This is a genomic window from Bartonella sp. B12(2025) (assembly GCF_053795135.1).
On sequence record NZ_CP200031.1, the window covers coordinates 342978 to 368335 of the forward strand.

Annotated in this window: 19 protein-coding genes; 14 read left to right on the forward strand and 5 right to left on the reverse strand. The window is 36.4% G+C overall.

Annotation, left to right across the window (positions count from 1 at the left end):
* Window positions 1-474: 474 nt before the first annotated feature.
* Complete coding sequence (locus V3564_RS01435) at window positions 475-1260, reverse strand: DUF1499 domain-containing protein (RefSeq protein ID WP_455481074.1); 786 nt, start codon at window positions 1258-1260, stop codon at window positions 475-477.
* Window positions 1261-2229: 969 nt separating this feature from the next.
* Between V3564_RS01435 and V3564_RS01440 the strand changes: the two genes are divergently transcribed.
* A complete protein-coding gene (locus V3564_RS01440) occupies window positions 2230-2412 on the forward strand; it encodes a hypothetical protein (RefSeq protein WP_455481075.1) in 183 nt (60 codons plus the stop codon).
* On the opposite strand, the gene V3564_RS01445 is transcribed toward V3564_RS01440, so the two are convergent.
* Genes V3564_RS01445 through V3564_RS01455 form a run of 3 tightly spaced genes read right to left on the reverse strand, consistent with a single transcriptional unit; the run spans window position 2402 to window position 5698 of the window.
* Window positions 2402-2941 carry a DUF1254 domain-containing protein gene (locus tag V3564_RS01445; RefSeq protein ID WP_455481076.1) on the reverse strand — a complete coding sequence of 180 codons (540 nt, stop codon included), beginning with the start codon at window positions 2939-2941 and terminating at the stop codon, window positions 2402-2404. The two genes, V3564_RS01440 and V3564_RS01445, sit on opposite strands and share 11 nt — an antisense overlap.
* Entirely contained in the window at window positions 2934-3530 is a 597-nt protein-coding gene (locus V3564_RS01450) for a DUF1214 domain-containing protein (RefSeq protein ID WP_455481077.1), read from the reverse strand. Before V3564_RS01450 ends, V3564_RS01445 begins: the two co-directional genes overlap by 8 nt.
* A 17-nt stretch (window positions 3531-3547) precedes the next feature.
* Window positions 3548-5698 (reverse strand): transglycosylase domain-containing protein, encoded by a 2151-nt coding sequence (locus tag V3564_RS01455; protein WP_455481078.1) that lies wholly within the window; start codon window positions 5696-5698, stop codon window positions 3548-3550.
* 355 nt (window positions 5699-6053) lie between these two features.
* Between V3564_RS01455 and V3564_RS01460 the strand changes: the two genes are divergently transcribed.
* The 13 genes from V3564_RS01460 to V3564_RS01520 all read left to right on the forward strand — a co-directional run bounded on the left by V3564_RS01460 (window position 6054) and on the right by V3564_RS01520 (window position 22988).
* A complete protein-coding gene (locus tag V3564_RS01460) occupies window positions 6054-6290 on the forward strand; it encodes a hypothetical protein (RefSeq protein ID WP_455481079.1) in 237 nt (78 codons plus the stop codon).
* 18 nt (window positions 6291-6308) lie between these two features.
* Window positions 6309-6977, forward strand: coding sequence for a response regulator transcription factor (locus V3564_RS01465; protein ID WP_455481080.1), 669 nt, complete (start codon window positions 6309-6311; stop codon window positions 6975-6977).
* Window positions 6974-8392, forward strand: a complete 1419-nt coding sequence (locus tag V3564_RS01470; protein WP_455481081.1) for an ATP-binding protein — start codon at window positions 6974-6976, stop codon at window positions 8390-8392. Before V3564_RS01465 ends, V3564_RS01470 begins: the two co-directional genes overlap by 4 nt.
* A gap of 303 nt (window positions 8393-8695) precedes the next feature.
* A complete protein-coding gene (locus V3564_RS01475) occupies window positions 8696-9433 on the forward strand; it encodes a tetratricopeptide repeat protein (protein ID WP_455481082.1) in 738 nt (245 codons plus the stop codon).
* 188 nt (window positions 9434-9621) lie between these two features.
* Window positions 9622-10101 carry a cytochrome c maturation protein CcmE gene (ccmE, locus tag V3564_RS01480; RefSeq protein ID WP_455481083.1) on the forward strand — a complete coding sequence of 160 codons (480 nt, stop codon included), beginning with the start codon at window positions 9622-9624 and terminating at the stop codon, window positions 10099-10101.
* A gap of 7 nt (window positions 10102-10108) precedes the next feature.
* On the forward strand, window positions 10109-12094 hold the full coding sequence (locus tag V3564_RS01485; RefSeq protein WP_455481084.1) for a heme lyase CcmF/NrfE family subunit: 1986 nt from the start codon (window positions 10109-10111) through the stop codon (window positions 12092-12094).
* Window positions 12091-12525, forward strand: coding sequence for a cytochrome c-type biogenesis protein (locus V3564_RS01490; protein ID WP_455481085.1), 435 nt, complete (start codon window positions 12091-12093; stop codon window positions 12523-12525). The genes V3564_RS01485 and V3564_RS01490 overlap by 4 nt, the downstream gene beginning before the upstream one ends.
* 208 nt (window positions 12526-12733) lie before the next feature.
* Window positions 12734-14245: a Do family serine endopeptidase gene (locus V3564_RS01495; RefSeq protein WP_455481086.1), complete on the forward strand. Its 1512-nt coding sequence runs from the start codon at window positions 12734-12736 to the stop codon at window positions 14243-14245.
* Window positions 14246-14325: 80 nt separating this feature from the next.
* The gene (locus tag V3564_RS01500; RefSeq protein ID WP_455481087.1) at window positions 14326-15012 is read left to right on the forward strand and encodes a winged helix-turn-helix domain-containing protein; all 687 of its coding nucleotides are present in this window, start codon (window positions 14326-14328) and stop codon (window positions 15010-15012) included.
* A complete protein-coding gene (locus V3564_RS01505; protein WP_455481088.1) occupies window positions 15009-16391 on the forward strand; it encodes an ATP-binding protein in 1383 nt (460 codons plus the stop codon). Before V3564_RS01500 ends, V3564_RS01505 begins: the two co-directional genes overlap by 4 nt.
* A gap of 71 nt (window positions 16392-16462) precedes the next feature.
* The gene (locus V3564_RS01510; protein ID WP_455481089.1) at window positions 16463-19408 is read left to right on the forward strand and encodes a bifunctional [glutamine synthetase] adenylyltransferase/[glutamine synthetase]-adenylyl-L-tyrosine phosphorylase; all 2946 of its coding nucleotides are present in this window, start codon (window positions 16463-16465) and stop codon (window positions 19406-19408) included.
* A 989-nt stretch (window positions 19409-20397) separates the two neighbouring features.
* Complete coding sequence (locus V3564_RS01515) at window positions 20398-21225, forward strand: outer membrane protein (protein WP_455481090.1); 828 nt, start codon at window positions 20398-20400, stop codon at window positions 21223-21225.
* 1238 nt (window positions 21226-22463) lie between these two features.
* Window positions 22464-22988 carry a methylated-DNA--[protein]-cysteine S-methyltransferase gene (locus tag V3564_RS01520; RefSeq protein ID WP_455481428.1) on the forward strand — a complete coding sequence of 175 codons (525 nt, stop codon included), beginning with the start codon at window positions 22464-22466 and terminating at the stop codon, window positions 22986-22988.
* A gap of 7 nt (window positions 22989-22995) precedes the next feature.
* Here the strand turns inward: V3564_RS01520 and V3564_RS01525 are convergent, their stop codons facing one another.
* Entirely contained in the window at window positions 22996-25317 is a 2322-nt protein-coding gene (locus V3564_RS01525; RefSeq protein WP_455481091.1) for a PAS domain-containing sensor histidine kinase, read from the reverse strand.
* Window positions 25318-25358 lie beyond the last annotated feature (41 nt).

Sequence of the window (25358 nt, forward strand, 5' to 3'; positions counted from 1 at the left end):
TATAAATTTAAGTATAATATAAATATAACATTGCAATATGATTATAATATTTATTATATTATAATTTTTCATTATTTATTTTAATACATTACTTTACATAATTTTTTATATAAATATATTGTAATGTATTGATTAAGTTATAAGTTTATTTTTTTCGTTGCAAAAAGTAAACCTGTATAAGATGCTTAAAGTGTATATTATTGTAGAAGCCCCATTCCTTAATTTTGTGATAAGACCTTTCACAATATAATTAAATTCAATTTATTATAGCTTTTAAATTTAGAATTCGAATTCAGGTATCTTAAGCGTAGTCCACGCGCTGGAAATTTTTTATAGATTTCTCTGGGATTGGTAAGGGCTTGTCAATATGCTTAGGGAGTTGAGAGGCAGTATTTGTTTGTTTCCGTACGTTGAAAATTTTATTTTAGGAGTAATCCTGCGTTGCTAAATATAGCGCGCAATACTTTTAATTTTTTACTCATCATCTTGAGAAAGAGGTAGTGAAGCTATTTCTGTGTCAAGCGCATCCATAAAATCGATAATAAATGCAGCATTGGTACCAAAATCTCTTGGCAAATAGCGTGAAGCAGAGCGCATATCAACAAAAGTTGTATCGTTTTCATTGGTTAAACGTATTACAATGTCTGAAATAAAACCAAGGTAAAAAGTTTTTGCTATCGTTTCAATATAAATCTCATTTTCTTCACCTGTAACTTCTCGTTGAGCTACAACAGGCCAACCGTAAGCAGCTAAAACATTGAGAACTGAATTGCGAATACGATCAGGTGAGCCATCATAACGACGTCCAGATATTTTCGGCCATTGCGACATTTGTAGTGCCGTTTGTTCAATCAAAACACTCTTAAGTGGTAAAGCATCTCTGGGACGTGTCGTGCGAAAAAAAGCTGGTGGTCTTCGTGTATCCGTCGAAATATCATGAAGAGCTGGAAAGGCAAACCAAAATCCAAAAAATAACACTAATGGTGTGGCAGTGATCAACGAATAAAGGATCCCTTTTAGAGCTTTCATTCCTCCTAGAGCACCATATATCCACAAACTGTAAAGTGCTTTGATAGCAAAAAAAAGAGAAACAGTAACACAGCAGGCAGAAATTACTATTAAAATTATGAAATCGACAACGTCAATTACGGAAAAGCGCTGCAAAATTATTGAAAATAACAAGATAAAGAACGCTAATCCACCAAAACGAGGGGACCATACCGCTGTCCTTGAAATTAACCGAACATATTTTTTTTTCATGAAGTTCTCTTTTCCTCGATTCTAAACCATAAGCAAAATTCTCTTCAGATTTCATATCTTACAAAAAGCTTCTGGTCATATGACAAAAGTAAAGCACTTACTTTTAAGGTCAAGGACACTCTGTGTCTTACCAACTTTCGGTAATTATGCTAGTAATTTATGTGGGAAATTTCACCTTTTCTATAGGTTGATTGAATTTTATGGGTAATGGTTTTAATCACGTAAGAATAAATGCAGATGATAAACTTTACGGTTTATATGTATGTTCTTAGTCCAGAACTTTTGATTATCTATTTTTGTTGAATTGCATTTTTATTATATTTTGGCCGAAGTTGAGTTTTTCTATTGTAAATAATACGATTTTGGTACAATGGGAGCCTATTTGGTTTCATATTTATAATTAATGTATTGGTGTGTTCCATATATTTGTATAGAAGATTTATATACCAATAGAAAAATGTTAAATTTACCAATGGTGTAGGAGGTATGGCATCGTATATTTTGTTATATTTAATGAAAAAAACGAGTTTGTTTTTGACAATTATAATATTATGTAACAAGTGCTGAATGGGCATTAATTGACGTTGCTGCTTTGATAAAAAAATTAAATTCTGTCTAAACCCTAATTGAGAGGGTGGGGGCGTTTGGTTGATTCAATAGGGGGCTCTTTCCATAATGAAAAATGTTATACTTACGGTAGCTATTGTATTATTGCAGTGGTATGTTTTAAATTTTAAAATGAGATTTTTAATCCAAACATTAAAGGACTGATTGTACCTATATACTAATTAACGGTGAGGTGAATGGATAGAAATTGGTTACAAAGATTAGCAAAATTTAGGAAGGCGGTATAACAACTCCAACATTACTAGCAGTGATAAGCAAAGTTTATTTTATTATAGCGCTCATTTCTCAGTTACAATTTCACGAGACGTAGTTTTTGTCGAGTATTCAAGGAAGAGCTCAGCTATGGTAATTATTGGTGATGGTGCTGCCCATTTTGGCGCTAATTTAAATATACCGGGTACATCATTAAGGGTTGAGTTTGTAACTATCTTTATAGGTATCACTTTTAATGATTTTATTCCCTCTTATAGAAGGAAAGCATTTGTGCAGTTAGAGATTAGAGATCGTTGTGCTTTTATCCATTAAACATGTGACAGGTTGCGGATGAAAAAAAGGTTTCGCTTTCTTTCTTTGCAAGTAAAGAAGGGGCAAAAATGCGTAAGATAGCAAAACCTTTATTCAAGTTTTGAGCGACCAAAACTGAATTGGCATTGTTTTTAGGCTTTGATTGTTTGAGCTCTATTATTTGTATCGGTTTTCCAATGATGAGATCGAGTGTAGCATCAGGAGCTGTTCGATCATTAAGACTGTAGAAAATAATTCCGTCGTGCGTGTAGGCTGCTAGTGACCAAAGTTGTGTTGTCTTTAAAGCCTTTAAATGAACAGGGCCATTTTCAAGATTAAATCTGCAGACTTTAAGAAGGAAGAACGGATCAGTAGATTGCTGAATAGGATTATCGGCATTCAAGTCAACGAATTGATAAGGAGGTCCCGATTTTTTAAGTCCTATCCATATATTATTTTGTGTCCAATAGGGCGTTAAAAATAAAACGCAAATATGAACAATAATAGCACCAATACCCACAAGAAGTCCGGTGTGAATGAATCTAGCCACAGTTTTTTTGTCCTGATGAAATTTGTTCTACAGATGGCATTGTGAGCTTTTGCAGTGCCGTTGCGGAGATGATTGAGGTATCATATAAAGTAAGAATAAGTCCGAATTCTTTTTGACTGACTGTTGCAAGCCAATTACCAGCTTGCGGTATTGGTGAAATGTTTATGTGGAATGAGCCATCATTTTCATAGGTAATATTGTCGGTGTAGAGTTCAAAAGGTGTTTCCTTTGATGAAGTATATGGTTTGAGGGATTTATCAGCTGTATAAAGGGTAAAGAGACGGGCTTCAGGGATATGGCCTTTGAGCAAATAATGGCAGTGGGGGCGTAATGGATGCCCGTGGTTATCTTTCCAAACTTGGAAGATAAGGCCCTCTGTGCGTCCGAGTGAAATATCGCCTCTTTTGGCAGTGCGTGCACGAGTATAGGGATCAGTGTTTGCTGTTCCCACGTGAGGGTAAGTGCTCCATTCTCCAATTGTGAATCGTCCAAAATAATTAAAGGAATTGAGTACATAATCGACACTTAATGTTCCACATAAAATGGAAAAAGCGAAGATGAAAAAGGGAACAACGATACTAGAAAACATTAGAGAATATCTCGAATTCAAAGTGTTGAAACTCCAGTAGTCTTTATTTTCAAAGAAATTGCAGATGGTCGTTTCAGATCTTTGTTAATCAGACGCACAATATTCAATGTTTTAGGGGAGAGTGTGTAGGGTATTTTGGGTGCAAGCTCAGAATCATTGTGGGAAGGGAGTGTATGTGGCTGATAATGGAGGAGAGAATCTTTAACGCCATAGAGCTGTTTGAGCATGATATTTTGGTGTGCATAGAGCATGATACGGTGCCATATCATGGCAGGAACACCACCACCAAAAGCGCGATTCATCGGTGAATAATCATCATTGCCCATCCATACAGCTCCAGTATAATTACCGGTAAAGCCAACAAACCACGCATCGCGATAGGATTGTGATGTTCCAGTTTTTCCGGCAACAAGGGTCATAGGGAGAGCAGCACGTTTACCGGATCCTCGTGTTGTGACACCAACCATCATTTGGTTCATATAAGCTGCTGATTGTCCACTGAGAACCCGATGTGGCCTATTCCCATTATGCTCGAAGTTCCATACTACATGGCCGTCTGTTGTCATGATTTGTGTAAAACCATGAAGATTCCCAGCCATGCCTCCATTAGCAAAGACGTTAAAACCAGTGGCTTGATCCATTGGTGTCATATTGGATGTGCCTAGAACCATAGTTTTATGTGATAAAATATGTGCATGAATCCCCATATTTTTGATCAGATCTATTATGGGTTGGGTATCGCGATTAAGATATTGATAGGTAATATAGACAGGCACTGTATTAATAGAAAAAGCTAAAGCAGTTGCTAAATCAACTTTACCGAGATAACGACCGGAGTTATTTTTGGGTGACCAACCTCCCCAATTGATGGGAGCATCTAAGACTATTGTTGAGGGAGATAGACCATGTTCCATTGCGGTTGCATAAACATAAGGTTTGAATGAAGAACCAGGTTGTCGGCCGCCTTGTGTTGCTCTGTTAAATTGGCTTTTGTTATAATCCAGCCCTCCAACAATTGCACATACAGCGCCGTTATTGTCGAGTATGACGGTGGCTGCTTGTGTTGCGCGATATTGTTGACCGTATTGGTGTAAATGATACGCGATTGATTCCTCTGCTGCTTTTTGAATATCTGGATCGAGAGTGGTTTGAATGATTAAAGTATGGCTTGGAAGTTGGTCACTTATTTTTTTGACTTCGTTGAATGCCCAATCAAGAAAATAATCAGGCTGATCATTTTTTATCTTTGTAATAGCCCTAGCAGGATGACGATGAGCATTGATAATTTGGCTCTTAGTCATGAAGCCGCTATTAACAAGATTAAAAAGTACTACATTGGCACGTTTTTGGGCAGTAAAGAGGTGACTATGAGGAGCATATTTTGTTGGGGCTTTGAAGAGTCCTGCTAACATAGCGGATTCGCTAAGGGATATATCGCGTATGTTTTTACCAAAATAAAATTTTGCTGCTGCTGCGATACCAAAATTGCTTCCTCCCATATATGCGCGTTCAAGATAAAGTTGTAAAATCTGTTTTTTGCTGAAGTTTGCTTCTAACCAAAGGGAAAGATAGGCTTCTTTGATTTTGCGTGTTATGGTTCTTTCATTTGTTAAAAACAAATTTTTAGCCAGTTGTTGTGTAAGGGTTGAGCCACCTTGAACAACACTCTTGGCTTGCATATTTTGCAAGATTGCCCGCGTGAGACCGTACAGATCAATGCCCCAGTGATCGAAAAAACGACGGTCTTCTGTCGCAAGAACCGCTTTAATAACATAATCGGGCATTTCTTCAACGGGGACAGATACAGTTGGCAATGCACCACGGTGACCGATAGGATTTCCGTAGCGATCTAGAAAAAGAATAGAAAAATTTTTAGGCACATACCAATCTTTTTTTGTTAATTCTAAAATGGAAATGCCGACAATAGTGAAAAGAGTAAAACCAATTAATCCTAATGTCAGTATTTCATTGAGAATTTCTACTATGAAGCGCTTCCATCCTTGGATATGAAAATATTGTGAGGTGATTTTTGCCTTGTTCCAGAAGAAACTGTTAGCAGAGCGAATATGATAAAGTGCTGTGTCGAACAGTGCATCTAGTTCAATGAGTGCAGGACTGTGAAATGACTTATTATATTGTCCTTTCTTTTTTTTAAAAATTTCAAACATTTAAAGAGAGCCTATACCAAAGTAACGCAATAAAAAATGTATAATAACTATATGGAGCAAAAGTAATTTTTTGCTATAGAACTAACAGAGAAAGAGTTTATTTTAGGATTACGACAATTTAGTTATTATAAGTTATGTATTTGTTTTTTATGTTTTTTAAAAAACTTTTCTCTTTCAGTTATTTTTATAATCTCTAAAAATATTTTGTTTTGAAATTGCTAAATTTTGGGATAATATTCACGTGTCTTTCTTTTATAAAGATGGTACGTTATTCACCATGTGATTTTTGAATAGGTAAAAAATCATTATTCATTTTATGCTCAAAAGAACAGATAGAACAGGTTATAAAATATCTATGATGAAAAGAGTTTTCTTGTTCGTGATGATAGCAGTTTTTTTGGGGGCGGATTCTGTTTTGGCTGCCGGTTGTGTCGAAGTGGGTAGGAAGGTTGCTACCCAAGAGAATGGGGTATTAGTACGTTCAAAACTGGTTGTTCAGGATGGAAAGGATATGTGCATGATTGTGGTTGTTGTGCCTGCTCGTGATGGTGAGAAGCTGCGTCGTGTTGAGGTTTCTATTCCCGCCGATTAGTATTTGGCAGATGTTGTGATGCGTATTTTAATTGTCGAAGATGATCGGAATCTTAACCATCAATTAGCAGAAGCTGTAAGGAGTGCGGGATATGTTTCAGATAGTGCTTTTGATGGTGAAGAAGCTTATTTTTTAGGAAGTACAGAGTCTTATGATGCTGTGATACTTGATATCGGTCTGCCACGTATAGATGGAATTCGTGTTGTTGAAAAATGGCGTCAAGAAGGATATTCTATGCCTGTATTAATGTTAACAGCCCGAGATCGCTGGTCAGATAAGGTGCTTGGTATTGATGCAGGTGCTGACGATTATGTTGTGAAGCCATTTCATTTGGAGGAAGTGATGGCGCGGTTGCGGGCGTTAATTCGTCGAACTACGGGACATGCAACAAGCACGTTACGCTGTGGTAGTGTTTTGTTGGATACTAAGACCTCTCGTGTTTTTGTTGATGATCAGTTGATTAAATTAACATCCTATGAATTTAGACTTCTTTCATATCTCATGCATCATTGTGATAGGGTGGTTTCAAGGACAGAACTTATCGAACACCTTTATGAGCAGGACTTTGATAAGGATTCCAATACGGTTGAAGTTTTTGTAGGTCGGTTACGTAAAAAGCTTGGAGTGGATTTAATTGAGACTATTCGGGGGATGGGCTATCGCGTGAGAGCGCTAGGTGATCAATGAGTGTTTGCAAGAACAACAACCAGCTTAGAAGGCTACTTTTTTTCGTCAGTAGATCTCTCAGTTTACGCGTTATGATTTTATCAACATTATGGGTTGTTATTTCGCTCTCCTCAATTTCTGCAGTTAGTATTTTATTTTATAGACGCTCGAGTGAACAGAGCTTAGAGCGTATCCTTTCTGCTCAACTTTACAATCTCATTGCGACAGTGACGGTTTCACCAGAGGGGAATTTGAGTGGAAGTGTTGGGATTGATGATATTCGTTATTCAGATCCAACAACAGGATGGTATTGGGAAGTCGTTGCTATATCACATAATCTACAAGGAAGATTGACATCTCCATCGTTAGGAACAGGGAGAATATTTTCACCAAGTGATGTAGAGATACCTTTTGATAATAAGTTCTTTCGCTCTTATAGGATAAAAGGGGATAACGGTCAGAGGTTACAAGTAATTGAGAGTGATGTTGTTCTTGACAATCAGAATCATATTGCACGTTTTCGCCTTGTTGGAAATATAGATGAGGCACATGCACAAGTGCAGAAATTTAAGCGGACTTTACAAATTTTTCTTTGGAGTTTTGGTATAGGCAGTGTTCTTATCAATATTGCTATTATTTTCTTTAGTTTTCAGCCGTTGAAGCTTATTCGACGTGCATTGAATGATATCCGTGAGGGCAGGATTCATTACGTGAATACGGATTTAGTAAGCGAAGTTATGCCGCTAGTACAAGAGATGAATGCTCTCATCAACAACAACCAGCGTATTATTGAACGGTTTCGTACACAGGTTGGTAATCTTGCTCATTCATTGAAGACGCCTCTGTCTGTGATTATGAATGAGGTTGATAAGATGTGTTGTGGAGAACAGACTATCTTATTGAGAGAGCAAACGCAAATAATGCTTGCTCAAATAAATCATTATCTTCAGCGTGCACGAACTGCAGCACAATGCGACAGTATCATTTATCACACATCTGTTCGCAGGGTGGTTGATCGGTTGGTGCGGGTTATGGAAAAGCTTAACCCTGAAAAACAGTTCCAATTTGTTATGGATGTTGATGATATTGTTTTTTCTGGTGAAAGAGAAGATTTAGAGGAAATTATAGGGAATTTAGTTGAGAATGCTGCTCAGTGGTCTCGTACAAAAGTTTTTATCTCCTGTCGTTTAGAAGAAAATATTGAAGAAACAGAATATTTTAGCATTCTCGTAGAAGATGATGGTTCTGGTTTAACAGAAGACGAAATTGAGGAAGCTTTAAAAAGAGGTCGGCGTTTTGATGAAAGTAAGCCGGGGACAGGTTTAGGGTTAGCGATTGTTTCAGATATGGCCAATGAATATGGTGGAAATCTTTTTTTATCGCGTTCTGATTTAGGTGGGTTGTGTGCAAAAGTTTTATTACCAAGACGGAGGTAAATTATTTTCTCTTTACTTAGAACATGTGTATTGAAGTTTGTAAGTATGCAGCAATGTTTTACACAGTATAGAGAGCAGAGAAGTCACTTCAGGATTCTAAGGAACATATCTTTTTATGGTCAAAATATAGAATAAAGTTTTGTTTTTATGCGCTTGATACGTATTAGAAAAATTAATGATACACTTTCCGATGTTGTCTATAAGAAAAATGGGGCTCTATTGTTTTACATTAGTGTTTTCGTGAATAAGGGGGGAGGATAAATTGGTTACGTTTTTTGATTTTCGTATTGGTACTCAAATAATATGCTATTGCTAATTTTTGCAGCGCTTTTTCTTATTTTTCTGGCGAGTGTTCTTTTTCTTTTGCTACATTTTAACTGTGGAACAAAAAAAAAGTGGGAAGCTCAAACCATTGATAGTTATAAAAGTCATATGTATTTTGTTGAATCTGAGAAGACTTACACACATCATAAAAATAGACAGATTCTTAGAGCTCTCAGTGTTTTGTTTGTTCTTTTTATAACATGGAGCATTTACAGTTTTACAGGCAGTCCAAAAGTTAAAAGTTATTTTTTTAGCGAGTTAATGGATAAGAATCCAGAGATGCTCAGTAAATCTGAACAGCTTGTTCGTCTACAAGTACTTTTTTTTCGTGCGCCTCATGACGGCAAGTTAGCAGATGCACTAGCAGTAGGATACCTAGAGGAAGGTTATTTTCAGGATGCAGTGAACATTTATTTAGATGCACTTCGCTTGAATGGAGAATCGGCTCCAAGACTTGTTGGATATGGATTGGCATTGGTTGGGTATGAGGGAGGAATGATTACGCAAGAAGCACAAAATGCTTTTCAAAAAGCGGCAAATTTAGCGCCAAAAGATTTTTATCCTCATTTATTGTTAGCTGAAGCGCTTTATCAGGCGGGGAAGTCTGCGCAGGCAGTGCAGCTTTTACAAAATTTTCTTGATACAATGCCTAAGGATTTTACAGGACGATCACGTGTTGAAGCCATGATAATTCAGTTACATGATACATCCAATTAGAGTATTCAGAAAGTAATTGTATACAGTTTCAAGCTATTAAAACAAAGAGAGTATTAAAGAGTGAGCAAGATATTCGATAAAAGGTTGCGCCCATATGCAAGATGTGCCAAGAATCTTTAAAAGATAAGGCATGTGAATAATGAATGTTTATATGCCGCATTTATAAAAAGAATTTTTGTAGACAGTTTATGAACAATCGGTCTTTCAATAATCCTTCTTCTTTGAAAATCATTTTAAAGCAGCGTGAAAAAAAACGGTTGCTGATAATCTTATCGTGTTGTTTGGTTATAGCAATTGCAACAAGCCTTATTGTGTATGCAATGCGTAATACGGTAAGTTTTTTTCGAACGCCGTCTGAAATTACAAGAGAAGACATTTTAATGGGGCGTCCTTTGCGCTTGGGTGGTTTTGTTGAAAAGGGGACTGTTGAATATTTTGGAGAAAAGGGGGTTGTTTTTTTTGTAACCGATAACGCAAAACACGAAAAAGTGATTTTTAATGGTATTTTACCGGATCTTTTTCGTGAAGGTCAGGGTGTTATAGTAGAAGGATATTTTGATAAACGGGGTTTTTTTATAGGTACACGCATTTTAGCAAAACATGATGAGACTTATATGTCTAAAGAAACAGCTGATCGCTTGAAAAAAAATAACAGTGTGGAGAAATAATTCGATTGTGCTTATAGAATTGGGTCATATTTTTTTATCCGCAGCCTTTGCAGTGAGTTTATTGCAGTCATTTTTACCCGCTTTAGGCTTTTTGCAGAGGAAGCGTTCATTAATGCAAACAGCTGTTCCCCTAACGTATATTACTTTTACGTTATTATTATTATCTTTTTTGATTATTATTCATGCCTATATCGTATCTGATTTCTCTGTTTTGAATGTTGTTGAGAACTCTCATTCAGAAAAACCAATGCTGTATAAAATCACTGGTGTTTGGGGAAACCACGAAGGATCCATGTTGTTATGGGTTTTAAGTTGCGTTTTTTTTAGTACATTGGTAGCGTTATGTGGTCAACATTTGCCAGAACACCTTAAGACATTAGTGTTAATGTGCCAAAGTTGGATTACAAGCGCTTTTCTTTTATTTATTCTTTTTGTGTCCAACCCATTTTTACGTGTTAATCCACCAGCATTGCAGGGAAATGATCTTAATCCTCTTTTACAGGATATTGCGTTAGCAATTCATCCACCACTGCTTTATTTAGGCTATGTGGGTTTTTCTATTTGTTTTTCTTTTGCAGTAGCTGCATTGATTATAGGATATGTCGATGGGCTTTGGGCGCGTTGGGTTCGCCCTTGGCTTTTACTTTCTTGGTGTTTTTTGACATTAGGTATTATGATTGGATCTTATTGGGCTTATTATGAGCTAGGGTGGGGTGGTTATTGGTTTTGGGATCCAGTTGAAAACGTTTCATTTATGCCTTGGCTTTCAGGAACAGCTTTTCTGCATTCTGCTCTTGTTCTTGAAAAGCGGGAAACATTAAAAGGTTGGACTTTATTTTTGGCTCTTCTTACTTTTTCCCTTTCTCTTATGGGAACTTTTCTTGTTCGTTCGGGTCTTTTAATATCTGTTCATAGTTTTGCTGTTGATCCAGCACGAGGGCGAGCAATTTTGGCCATTTTATTCTTCTTCACGGGAGGGGCCTTTCTTCTTTTTTCTTTGCGAGCACCTATTTTGACAATAGGAAAATTCTTTCAGCCAATTTCACGTGAAGGTTTTATTATTTTAAATAATTTGTTACTCACAACGATAACAGCTACAGTATTGATTGGTACGCTTTACCCTTATTTTATTGAGGTGTTAACAGGGCAGAAAATTTCTGTAGGAGCCAATTTTTTTAACCTTACCTGTGGGCCTTTAATGATGTTATTATTATTGTTGGCTCCATTTGGATCAATGATAGCATGGAAACGTGGTGATTTTATCGCAGTTTTTGAACGGCTGTGGTTTGTTTTTGCATTAGTTTGTGCAATCTGTTTTATAACATTTTATGCTATATCTTTGCGTGATATCTTTGCTGCTCTAGGAATTGGACTTTCAGCTTTTGTTTTCTTAGGTAGTTTAGCTGATCTTTGGGAGAAGAGTGGACATCGCAAGACAGTTTTGTTGGTGCGGTTTAAGAGATTGATTGGATTACCGTGGTCTGTTTTTGGTGCGGCAATGGCGCATATGGGGTTAGGCGTTACATTGTTTGGTATTATTTGTGTCGCGACTTTTGGGCAAGAGCGTATTCTAACCATGCACATTGGTGATGTGGTTACAATAGCAGGTAAAACTCTTCATTTAAATGAAGTGCGTGATGGCGCTGGTTCGAATTATTCTACAGTGGAGTTTAATTTTACAGTATATGAAAATAAAAATACTGTGCGCAACGTAATGGCATCAAAGCGATTTTATTCAAGTCAAAATACGTCAACAACAGAAATTGGTATTCAAAACTATGGTCTATCTCAGTTATATATTGTGCCGGGACGTATAGATGAACGGGGACTTGTTTTGCATATATGGTGGAAGCCTTACATAATCTGTGTTTGGTTAGGGGCATTCATGATGGCTATGGGAGGCTGTCTTTCTCTTTTTGGTTATTGGTTCCGCATTGGGGCGCGCAACAGGCAGCTTTTTGTTTTTAAATTTTTTGGAAAGACATTGAGATGAAAAATGTATTGCTTTGGGCTTTATCTTTTTTAATCATGATTTTTTCTTTGCGATTAGTGATAGCAGTGGAGCCAGATGAAATTTTGAAGGATCCAGTTCTTGAATCGCGTGCACGAGATATTTCATCACATTTACGTTGTCCAGTTTGCCAAAATCAATCAATTGATGATTCAGATGCTTTTCTAGCACGTGATTTACGGCTTTTGATTCGAGAAAGATTAAAAATGGGTCATACTAATCAGCAAGTTATTGATTTTCTTGTCGAGCGATATGGGGAGTTTATTCTCTTGAAACCGCCATTTAATAAAACAACTTGGTTTTTATGGTTGTCGCCTTTGATAATTATCACCATTGGTGCAAGCACCATATTTTTTCAGGTAAGACGATGCAAGCACAGAAAATTTATTTTGAATGCTGATGAAGAAAAATAGCCAAAAATACTGTTGTTTTAAAAGAGGTGTTATATAAAGGAAGTTTAGTACGTTTAAATTGGTAATTCAGTTTTATTGATAAATTATATATTGTTACGTATTTAAATCTTACGAAACTTTAACAATTTAGACAGAAAACGGTAAGGTCTGTTGTTTTATAAGTGAGCGCAATCTGAATAAAATATAATTAAATAGGAGCATATACCAAATGGTTAAAAAAACTTTCTTTAAAACATTAGTCGCAGCGAGTTTTTCTGCGGTGTTGGGAAGTGCACTGTTTTTTAGTGAACATGGATCAAGCTTGTGGACGACAGCGGCTCATGCAAATTCTGTATTTACTTCATTAATGCAACAGCAGGGGTTTGCAGATATTGTTTCTCAAGTGAAACCTGCAGTTGTTTCAGTGCAAGTGAAGAGCAATAAAAAGAGAGAAGAACGGTTCTTTAGAAACTTTTTTAGTGGTCCGGGTTTTGAGCAATTGCCAGATCAGCATCCTTTGAAAAGGTTTTTTAAAGAGTTTTATGATTCTGATAAACTTAAACATAAATTTCCACCGCGCTCACGTGGACTGCGTCCTATAGCTTTTGGATCGGGCTTTTTTATCTCGTCTGATGGTTATATTGTGACCAATAACCATGTCATTTCTGACGGCACAAGCTATTCTGTTGTTCTTGATGATGGTACAGAATTGAATGCAAAGCTCATTGGGACAGATCCGCGAACTGACCTTGCAGTGCTGAAAGTAAACGACAAAAGAAAGTTTTCATATGTTGATTTTGGTGATGATCTAAAGCTTCGCGTTGGAGATTGGGTTGTTGCTATTGGTAATCCATTTGGCCTTGGTGGAACTGTGACAGCAGGTATTGTTTCGGCACGTGGACGTGATATTGGCACTGGTGTTTATGATGATTTTATTCAGATTGATGCTGCTGTTAATAGAGGAAACTCTGGTGGCCCAACCTTTGATCTTAATGGAAAGGTTGTTGGAGTTAATACAGCAATTTTTTCTCCTTCTGGGGGAAATGTTGGGATTGCTTTTGCTATTCCAGCAGCAACAGCGAAACAGGTTGTGCAACAGCTTATTGAAAAAGGTTCAGTTCAACGTGGTTGGCTTGGAGTTCAAATTCAGCCTGTGACAGAAGAAATTTCTGAATCAATGGGTTTGAAAGAAGCCAAAGGTGCTCTGGTTATAGATCCGTTAAAAGGGCCAGCAGAAAAAGCTGGTATCAAGACGGGTGATGTGATTATTTCAGTGAATAGTGAAAAAATTATAGATGCTCGTGATTTAGCAAAGCGTATCGCAAGTATTAGACCGGGAGAAACAGTAACTTTAGGTATTTGGAGATCTGGTAAAGAGGATCATATCAAGATAAAGCTTTCTTCAATGCCTGAAGATGAAGGTATGAAAGAGAGATCAAAAGATTCGAGTGGGCGTAATAATTCAGATGAAACATTAGAAGATTATGGTTTGATTGTTGCTCTTTCTGATGATGGTGTAGGGTTGGTCGTGACTGATGTAGATTCGGATTCAGATGCTGCAGATAAGGGAATTCGTCCTGGTGATGTGATTGTGACAGTTAACAATAAATCTGTTAAAAAGATATCTGATGTTACTGATACAATCAAGAATGCCCAAAAACTTGGACGGAAAGCTATACTCTTACAAGTACGAACAAATGGTCAAAATCGTTTTGTTGCGCTTCCAATTTTCAAAAAATAATACTTTATTGATGATAGGGCAGAGGTTTTGTAGACTTCTGCCCTACAACGCAATTTGATAAAATAATGGAGATGCGTTTTATGAAGATACTCGTTATCGAAGATGATCATGAGACGGGGCGTTATCTCGAAAAAGCTTTTTTTGAGGCAGGACATTCAGTTGATGTTGCGTATGACGGAGAGACGGGATATGCTTTAGCTGAAACGGAAAATTACGACGTTATGGTTGTTGACCGAATGCTTTTGCATCGTGATGGTCTTTCTATTATTTCTGAATTGCGTACTAAAGGTAATGAAACACCAGTTCTCATTCTTTCAGCTTTAGGGCAAGTGAGTGATCGTGTGACGGGTTTACGTGCAGGGGGTGATGATTATTTGACAAAGCCTTATGCTTTTTCTGAACTTCTTGCCCGTGTTGAAGTATTGCAACGACGGAAAAATCCTAAAGAGGCAGAAACTGTTTACTGCGTAGGCAATCTTCAGCTCGATCGGTTAGCACATACAGTAAAACGAGGCGATAGAAATATCATATTGCAACCACGAGAGTTCCGCTTACTTGAATATTTAATGCGATATGCTGGCCAGGTCGTCACACGCACTATGCTTTTGGAAAATCTTTGGGATTATCATTTTGATCCACAAACAAATGTTATTGATGTCCATATATCCCGTTTGAGAGCAAAAATTGAAAAGGATTTTGATGTTCCACTTCTCCACACTGTGCGCGGGGCTGGATATATGCTGAAAGCACCAGATAGTAAAACATGAAGCGCCTAATCAATATAATGCACACAACTGCATTAAGGCTCTCCGCACTTTATATTTTATTATTTGGGTTAGTTGCAACAGGGCTTTCTATTTATATGACGGCATTTTCTGCTTCGTTATTAACTGAGCAAACTCAACAAGCATTGCATGAAGAATTAAAATATATAGAAAATGCTTATAATTACGGTGGGCTTCCTTTATTAATGCGCACTATTGATTATCGCTCACGACAACCAGGGGCTTTTCTTTATCTTGTTACTGACCCTATGGGGCGCATTTTGGCAGGCAATGTTGCACGTATTGAGTTGGGTCTTTTGAATCATAATGGCTTTATTGCGAATTCTTTTTTGTATTCACGTTTTGGAGAACATGGCAAAAAAAATGAACATCGCGCTTTGGCAATTGTTGTTGATCTGCCCAATGCTATGAAGATTCTTATAGGACGAGATTTGGATGAACCAGAGCGTTTTGCTGCAGTTATCCGTAAAGCAGTAATGATTGCTCTTGCAGCAATGGTTGGAGGTGCTTTATTAATATGGTTTTTTGTTGGTAGGCGAGCATTGCAAAGGATTGATCATGTTACAGCCGCATCACAACGTTTGATGGATGGTGATTTTAGTGGGCGTTTGCCTGTTTCTGGAGTAGGTGATGAGTTTGATCGATTGTCTGCTAATCTTAATGTTATGTTAGACCGCATTGAAGAATTAAATATTGGTTTGCGTCAAGTATCGGATAATATTGCTCATGATCTAAAAACACCGCTGACACGCCTTAGAAATCGTGCTGAAGAAGCGCTTTCTGGGCAAAAGACAAAGCTTGAATATCGTCAGGCACTGGATGGTGTCATTGCTGAATCAGATCAACTTATTCGTACTTTTAACGCTATTTTAATGATTTCACGTATTGAAGCCAGCAGTGCAATTGAGCATCTTGAGGTTATGAATATGAAGCGAATCCTTGAAGATGCTGTTGAACTTTATGAACCGTTTGCTGAAGAATCAGGTGTTTTGCTTCGGTTAGGGGATACATTTGATAAAGAGCTGAAGTTAAATCGTGAGCTTATTGCGCAATCGATTTTTAATCTTATTGATAATGCGATTAAATATGCGTCTAAAGACAGAAGAAAAGCAAAGGTTTGCTTATCGATGGAATATCGTGGTGAACATTTACTGGTTGTCGTTAGCGACAATGGCCCAGGAATTGCAGCGGATAAATATGAAAAAGTAACAGAACGATTTGTTCGCCTCGAAGAAAGTCGTACGCAGCCCGGTTTTGGTATTGGTTTAAGTATAGCAAAAGCTGTTATGAAACTTCATGGAGGTGAACTGTTACTCGAAAATGCAAACCCAGGGCTGAGGGCTATTTTATTATTTCCTTAAAGGTATTTTGCTTCATTTTTTTACACATAATAACTTTTTTATGAGTATAATGCAATGGAAAGGAAGGTAAAATGCTTTTCAAGGGAGTGCAAGCGAAAAACGCTTTTTTAAAAACACAGCTTCTCCCTTTACGTTCCCTTGATGAGAGTGGTTCTCAATGGCTAAAAGATATGGAAGAACAAGCGAAGAAAGAAAATTTAGAATCGCTCGTTGCTTATATTTCAGATAAGGGAAAGCAGATTGATTTTATAAGTGCGATCATGACTTTATCCCCTTTTTTGCGTGAGGTTTTGATCGCTAATCCATCGTATCTCAGCCCCTTATTGAACATTGATATAGAAACAAGGTTGGGCGAAATTATAAATGATATTGCAGTTACTGATAAAAGTGAAGCTATACATGAAGCTTCATTAATGGCTACTTTAAGGCGTAAAAAACGGGAAGCGCATGTTCTCATTGCTTTAGCTGATTTGAGTGGTGTTTTTACTTACGAAATTTCATGCTCTTGGTTGACACGTTTAGGAGAAGTCATATTAGGTGTAGTTCTACGTTTTCTTTTAAGAGAGGAGCACGATCATGGTAAGATAAGTTTGTCGAGCCGTGATGATCCAGAAAAAGACTGTGGTTTAATCATTTTAGGAATGGGAAAAATAGGGGCAGGAGAACTTAATTATTCTTCTGATATTGATCTTATTGTTTTCATTGATGAGATGTCACCTCATATTGGTAATCTTTCTGAGAGCATCGATGTATTCTCTAAAATGGTGCGTCGATTGATCCGTATCATTCAAGAACGTACTGCGGAGGGATATGTTTTCCGTCTTGATTTTCGACTTCGACCAGATCCAAGTTCAACTCCTCTGGCCTTACCAGTAAGGAGTGCATTGCGTTATTACGAGGGGCGTGGCCAAAATTGGGAGCGGGCAGCTATGATTAAAGCACGTCCAATCGCTGGCGATAAAAGGGCAGGCTTTAACTTTCTCAAAGAGCTTTTTCCTTATGTGTGGCGGAAATATTTAGATTATGCTGCTATTGCTGATATCCATTCGATTAAACGTCAAATTCATTCATATAAAAATTATGGTAAAATTGCTGCTTATGGCCATAATATAAAATTAGGGCGAGGTGGTATTCGTGAGATTGAATTTTTTGTCCAGACACAACAACTCATTGCTGGTGGGCGTTTCCCTCAATTACGTGGACGTCAGACAATTGCAATGTTAGCAGAACTTTACACGCTTGGTTGGATCAGTGAAAAAACGAGAGATAACCTTGTAAAGAGTTATGCTTTTTTACGAAATGTGGAACACCGTATTCAGATGCTTGCAGATGAACAAACGCATCTTCTTCCAAATGATGTTTCTCAATTTACGAGTGTTGCATATTTGATGGGTTATCAAGAGAGTAACAGCTTTATTCGCGATTTATTAAAAACGCTTCAGGTTGTTGAAAAACATTATGCTGCACTGTTTGAGAACGAGCAAGAACTTGGTTTAGAAATTGGCAATTTAGTTTTTACAGGTGAAGAAGATGATCCAGAGACATTAGTAACATTAAGTCATTTAGGTTTTAAAAGGGCGAGTGATATTTGTCGTATTATGCGCACACTCCATTGTGGGCGTTATAAAGCTACTCAATCTGCTGAAGCGCGTGAAAGATTAACGGAATTAACACCAGCGCTTTTGAAAGCTTTTGGTGCTACCAAACGGGCAGATGAAGCAATGTTGTGCTTTGATAGTTTTTTACAGGGCCTGCCTTCGGGGATTCAGCTTTTTAGTTTATTGCAGTCTAATCCTTCCCTTTTGGATATGTTGGTGCTTATTATGGGGGCTGCCCCACGTCTTGCAGAAATTATTACACGTAAACCGCATGTTTTTGACGGAATGTTAGATCCAACCATTTTTTCAGAATTGCCAACAAAAACTTACCTAAAAAAACGGCTTGAGTGTTTTCTTGAAGGTGTTTTTTCTTATGAAGAAATTCTCGATCATTTAAGAGTTTTTGCTGATGAGCAACGTTTTTTGATTGGTATTCGAATTTTGAATGGTGCAATTACGGGAGAGAGAGCAGGGTTTGCGTTTACTGCGCTTGCTGATCTTATGATCACGAAAACTTTTGCTGCGGTTCAAAAAGAATTTTCACGTCTTCATGGCAGTATTAAAGGAGGACGTGTTGGTATACTGGGTATGGGTAAGCTTGGAAGTCGTGAATTAACTGCTGGTTCAGATGTTGATCTTATTTTGCTTTATGAACATGATGAGGATGCGGAAATATCTGATGGAGAAAAGCCCCTCTATATTTCTCAATATTATACCCGGTTGACACAGCGTTTGGTTGCAGCTTTATCTACTCTTACAAGCCAAGGGATTCTTTACACTGTTGATTTAAGATTGCGGCCATTAGGTAATAAGGGACCTGTCGCTGTTTCTTTTCAGTTTTTTAAGAAATATTATCGCAAGGAAGCGTGGATATGGGAACATCTCGCGTTAACACGGGCACGAGGTGTTGCAGGAGATCCTGATTTTTTACAAAAGTTAGAAAATGAAGTTTGTACAATTATTTCTTTTCCTCGTAATAAGGACGATGTAGCAAGAGCAGTATGTGAAATGCATACTTTGATTGAAAAAGAAAAACCGCCAGAAAATCGATGGGATTTGAAGACAATGCCTGGTGGTATCATGGATTTGGAGTTTATTGCCCAATTTGCTCTTATTACTCACGTGATTGAGTTTCAAATTGGAGAGACTACAGCGAATATTTTGGCCAACTTACCGAACAGCTTTTTAAGCCAATCGTTTGTTTTTGATTTACATCATGCCTATGGCCTCTATACAAATTTGAGCCAAATTATACGACTTTGCTTAAATAATTCTCTCAATCCCCATGATATGCCACCTAGATTAAGCGATCTTTTGTTAAGTAGTGTTGGAGAACCTGATTTGCTTCGCGTTGAAAAGTTAATCGAAGAAACTGGGCAATCCGTATGTTCGATTTTTACACAAGTAATGAAACATTGAGTGTGTTTTTATAATGATATTATGGAAGCATTGCATGTCGGTATTAGATAAAATGTAAAAAAGCACCATAACAGGACAAAGAATATGCAGAATGCAAATTATTGAATAATGAGAAGTAAAAGTATACAATAAATATGTTATTGAAAAATTTGTTTTTATAATTGTTAATTTTATATATTTATTTTTAAAATTAAAAGCAATTTAGTTGTTCATCTTTCTTTATATCGAGTGATTATGTAATATTATTTATTTGTTTTAAAAGAACTTTTATTTATAAGATTTTTATTTTAAATTTAGTTGTAGGTATTATTACTCTTTTTCTATATATTGAATTTTTAATGTTTTATTTAATTATGCATTTCAGAAAGCAGACAGTGCAAGCTGTTCTCGGTCAACTTTTTGTGTGGAAAGCCTCTATGCTAAACTAGCTAATTCTAGGTATTATTGTTTATTCAGCAATTTAAAATGAGCTTTTTTCTACCTTTTTATGAATGATTGCTATTTGTCAGATTTTTTAGTCAACGTATATTACAGTATTACATCACCTGTTTATACGATTCATATCAAAACAGATATATTCTATTCAGAAGAGTATGGGCAATGGTGTCTTTATTGCATAAATTTAGATGGGGTCTTACAGAGTTTGTAGAGTCCGTATTGTTGTTACCACAGCTATAACGGACTTGGGAAAAATGAGATAAGAAGCTTTACTGACAACGTAACTTCATTTTTTTACTGGTGTTACGATTATGTGCATAATTCTAGGGAATGCGAGAAATATGAGGAGAATAAAAATTTATAAAAATAATAACTTAAATGTAAATTATAGAAAGTTTAAATAACTTTACAACATTATTTATAAGTTTACTTGTATTTTTCAATAAAAATTTTATTTTTTTGTAAATGTATCATTTTTACTACAGATTTTTTGAAAAAAATATGAAACTATTCGATCATTATGTGTCACATTAGCTTTTAGGGGAGCAATTATGGCTACAAAATACTTAATAACAACATCTATTTTTTCTTTAACTTTAATTTCTGTAGTACAGACAGCAGGTGCTGTTACATCAGGATATCCTGCATCTGCTATTACAGCTTCTACTTTTTCTTGGACAGGTTTTTATGTTGGAGGCCAAATTGGTAATTTTTCAAGTAAAACGACCGCAAGTTATTTAGGAGATGGAAGTGCAGGGAAAGAGAGTCTAGTTAAAAAAGAGCTTTTACCTAAACTTTCCGGTTTTGTAGGTGGTCTTTATGCAGGTTCCAATATTGATATCGATAGTGCTCTTATTATAGGTATTGATACGGATATAATATGGTCTGATAAAAAAGATACAAAATATGTCAGCTCATCGAAAAAAAAACAAAGTAAAGCAGCATCAAAAGCTTTAGAAGGAACAAGTTTAAAGTTAGAGCCTCGAGATGATGCTCCGGCGACATATACTAAAGCTGTGTGTTATACTTTAAAACAAAAATGGGCTGGTGCTACGCGGGTACGAGTTGGTTTTGTTGTTGATCGTATGATGCCTTATGTTGCTGGGGGGGTTGCTTATACGCAACTTCGAAGTATTGTTTCTAAAGTAGATGATGTAGAAAATAGAGCAATTGATTTTTCTAACTTGTCGCATGATGAAAAAAAGGTGATGGTTGGTTATACCTTTGGAGGTGGTATTGATTTTGCAGTGACTAATAATATTATTATGCGTGCAGAATATCGTTACTTAGATTTTGGTAAGAAAAAATTCGCACATAAAAAAATTGAAATGGGTTACAAGACGAATGATTTCCGCGTTGGTGTAGCTTACAAATTTTAAGTTGCTGTAAGATTAAATTATCAAAAAGCCCTATTTTCGAATAGGGCTTTTATTTTTCAGATATATTCTGTAGAGCCTTTTTAAAAAGGGAGATACCATCTTATTTGGAGTGTTTTTGGTGATGGTAGAGTTTTCTATTTTTTTGTTGTCATGAACATTTTATTTAAATAACAGAAAAGAGCACAAATACAGAGCATTTTGAGCTAATAAGATCATGTTCACGACATAGCTTAACGAATACGATAGCATTAGATACGATTTGTACAGATGCATGAAGAAAAAAATCTATATCATGTATTTTTGATTTCCATAGCATATCTTGTTATTGAATATTTTATGTTTTATAACAGAAAACAAGACAATTATAATACTATTGAAATTGATTAGTTAAACAACATTACGAAATGATTAATAGGAAAAAGTAGATAGTAATTCAAGAGATGACAAAAACAGAGAAAGCATTGTTATATTATAATCTATTAAAATAGAAATTATAATTTTAAATTAGATTTTTAAAATATACAATAATAATTATGTAGTAATTACAATAATTAAGTTTTATATAATTACATATAATATAAAATACATTGATTTATAAGAAGTGTTCATAGTTTTTCATATTTTGTGGAATCATTTGATACAGCAATACTTTCTTCTTTAAGCTATTATTAATATAAAAATCGTTTGCTTGATATTATAATTTTTTAAAACAATAATAAGATATTATACAGAGACTTAATTAGTACAAACTTGTAAAAAAGTTCTGCTCAGATGTTTGCATCATTTATTATATTGTTATAAAAATTTTTTGCTGATTGTATAAAGTATTTATTCTTTCGGCATAGCTGATATATATGCGTTCTGGAAACTCTCATTCTTTCAGAAAACTTTTATGTTCTCTATGTAGAGAAGGTTGATATCTTCCTGTCAAAAGATAAACAGTTTCTTGAATTTTAGGTAAAACTATTCACAGAATTTGTTCTGATATGCTAGGGCTTTACGCTTTAAGATGCTCACCATTTAATTTCTTATAATTATTAGGATTCAAGCATAAAAGATAGTTCAGCTTCTTATTGTTTGATTCATTATTCCATAAAATGGTTAAAGTATGATTTTGAGTTAATGGCTGAGAAGATGATTCTAGGGTGAATTTTCCTTGTAAAGATAGTGATGAGAAATTTCCTTTCTTTATTTTATTGATGATATTCAAAATCTTGAAAGGATTAAAAAAAGTCAAAATGCTGAATATTTCAAAAAGGAAAATATTTTGTCTAAAAAATATCTCAATAGGAGGGCTTTTGGTAGCAAAGTCTCATAAAGGAATTTGTAATATAGCGCTGGGGGATACTACAGAACAATTACTACAGGAGTTTACAGCGCGCTTTGATGATGTACAACAAGTGACTGATGACAACACATTTAAGAGGGAAGTTGCACATATTGTAGCAATGGTAGAAAATCCTAAGTTTGTAAGGAAATATGATTTTCCCTTGGATATAAATGGCACAGTCTTTCAACAGAAAGTATGGACAGTATTATGTGAAGTGCCGTGTGGTGAAACAATTTCATATCAGACGTTAGCGCAACGTATTGCTATGCCAAACGCTTTTCGCGCAGTTGCTAATGCATGTGCACGTAACGAATTGGCATTAATCATTCCTTGTCATCGTGTGGTGCGCCAGGATGGTTTTATCTCCGGATATCGTTGGGGTATCAAGCGGAAACAAATTTTGCTACAACGGGAAAAAAATGGGGAAATTTAAAGTGGATTTAACTTTGTTTGATTGGCATTATAATGGTTACAGTTGTACCTTTCATTTCTTTGGAGATAATTTCAAGTTTTCCTTTATGTAGTTCTAGCAAGGAGCGCGAAATGGCTAATCCAAGACCGGAGCCAGTATGGGTTTTGGTGAGTTGATTTTCAACTTGTTCAAAAGGTTGTCCGAGTTTTTTGATTGCTGATTGGGGAATACCAACTCCTGTATCTTTAATTTTACAAACAAGTTTATTTTTTTTCTTGAAAGCGCAGACATCAATGGTTCCGCCAGAAGGTGTGAATTTAACAGCATTAGAGATGAGGTTAAGAAAGATCTGTTTCATGGCACGGCCATCAACTTCAGCATGTAGTTCTGGAGCAATATTTGTTGTAACAGAAATATTTTTTTCTTGAGCCTGCGGCGTAAGTGTTCGTGCTGCTTCGCTGATAATGGGCTCAAGATCAATATTTTTACAATTAAGGGTAAATCTTCCAGCTTCGATTTTGGACATATCAAGGATATCATTGATAAGGGTTAGAAGATGGGTTCCTGAATTGTAAATGTCGTGCATATATTCTTTATAACGTTGCGAACCAAGAGGTCCAAAGGTGGATTGCAACATGATATCTGAAAAGCCGAGAATAGCATTAAGTGGAGTACGCAATTCATGGGACATATTGGCTAGGAATTCTGACTTCGCTTTGTTAGCACTTTCAGCGCGCTCCTTTTCTGCTTTCAGGCTTTTATTAAGTTTTTCAACTTCTGTTGCACGTTGCTGAGCATTTCCTCGTGCACGTTTGAGTTCTTGAATAAAAGAAAAAAGGCGTCTTTCACTGTCTTCAAATTTTTCCTGTTGTTGTTTAAGTTCAGAAATATCTGTACCAATACAAACAAACCCTCCATCTTGGGTGCGCCGTTCATTAATTTTAAGCCAACAACCATCTGCAGTTTGGCGAATACTGGTTAAGTTACCAGTACCATCATCTTTGAGTGGGTACTCACTGATTGCAGGACGAGCCATAGCTTCAACAGTTGCACGTTGGATACCTGATTGTAAAACTTGTTTAGGGATAGCTGCATATTCACAAAATTTGCTGTTAGACATGACCAAACGTCCTTCTGAATCCCATAATACAAAAGACTCTGAAATATTCTCGATCGCATCACGGATGCGAAGGTCGGCTTGCGCTGTTTCTTCGGCGAGTTGACGCTGTTCACTAATATCGAAGGCAATACCAACCAAATGAGGTTCTTCTTCATCCGTAACTTCAGCACGAATGCGCATCCATACATAATGACCATCGGCATGACGCATGGGGACATTAATATCGATATGCCTTTTTTTACCACTCATTAATTCCTGAGCAAGATCAAAAAAGTTAGCGTCCTTTGGGTTAATAATGGCGGCAATTTGGGAAATTGATAGCAATGCATCTTGAGGAACATAGCCGAGCATTTCATAAATTGCTCGTGACCAGTAAACACGTCCGCTTGCCATATTCCAATCCCACAGTCCACAGCGTCCACGCATCATTGCCATGTCAATGCGATTCTGAGTTTTTTCTGAAATAAGATCTGTATTGCGTGCTCGTACAATTTGATTGTAATAAGCATAGAGGAGAGCTAAAATAACACCCGTAGTCCCTATAAATAGGGTCATATTTAATGAGAAAATTTTGCGCCATTCTATGTAAATATGTTGCATTTTTTCACTGATGAATACACCATATTGCCCATTTTCTGTTTGGTGAAAAGAAGCGAGAGCAGGTTTATCTTCGCCTATGGTGATTTTCATGATTCCAGCGTGTTTTCCGAGAGATCGTAATGCAGTGTTCTCAGAGATAAAATCCCATAAGGGTTTTCCTAAAATGATTTCAGAACTGGATGAAGCTAGAACGTTACCTTTTTGATCGACTATGGCAATAATAGTGCTGGGATTGATAAGACCTTGATTACGAAAACTGGTAAGAATATTTTGCAAATGATTGTGAGAAAAAGCAGCGACTTTGCCTTTCTGGGTAGCGGCAAGTAAGTCACGATCAATTGTGTTGGTAATATGAGAGGCTAAGAGAGTGATGGTGGAACGTGTGTTTTTATCAATCGCATGGCGCCAATCGTAGATTGATATGAAACGAATTGCTGCCAGCACAACAAGAAATGCAATAATGACAAATGGAATAGAGCGCCGCAGCCAAGGTTCAATAAATAAAAGCTTTTGATAGGCTGAGCCAGAAAACAGATTAATACGCTTTACCCGCGCTTTATGATTTTGAGCGCTCGATTTTGAATCAGCATATCCCTCTGTTGGCGCATTATATGCGTCCAGTTTAGCCATTTCTAGTTCCTTTAATTATGGAATGATGTGTTTTTAAAACT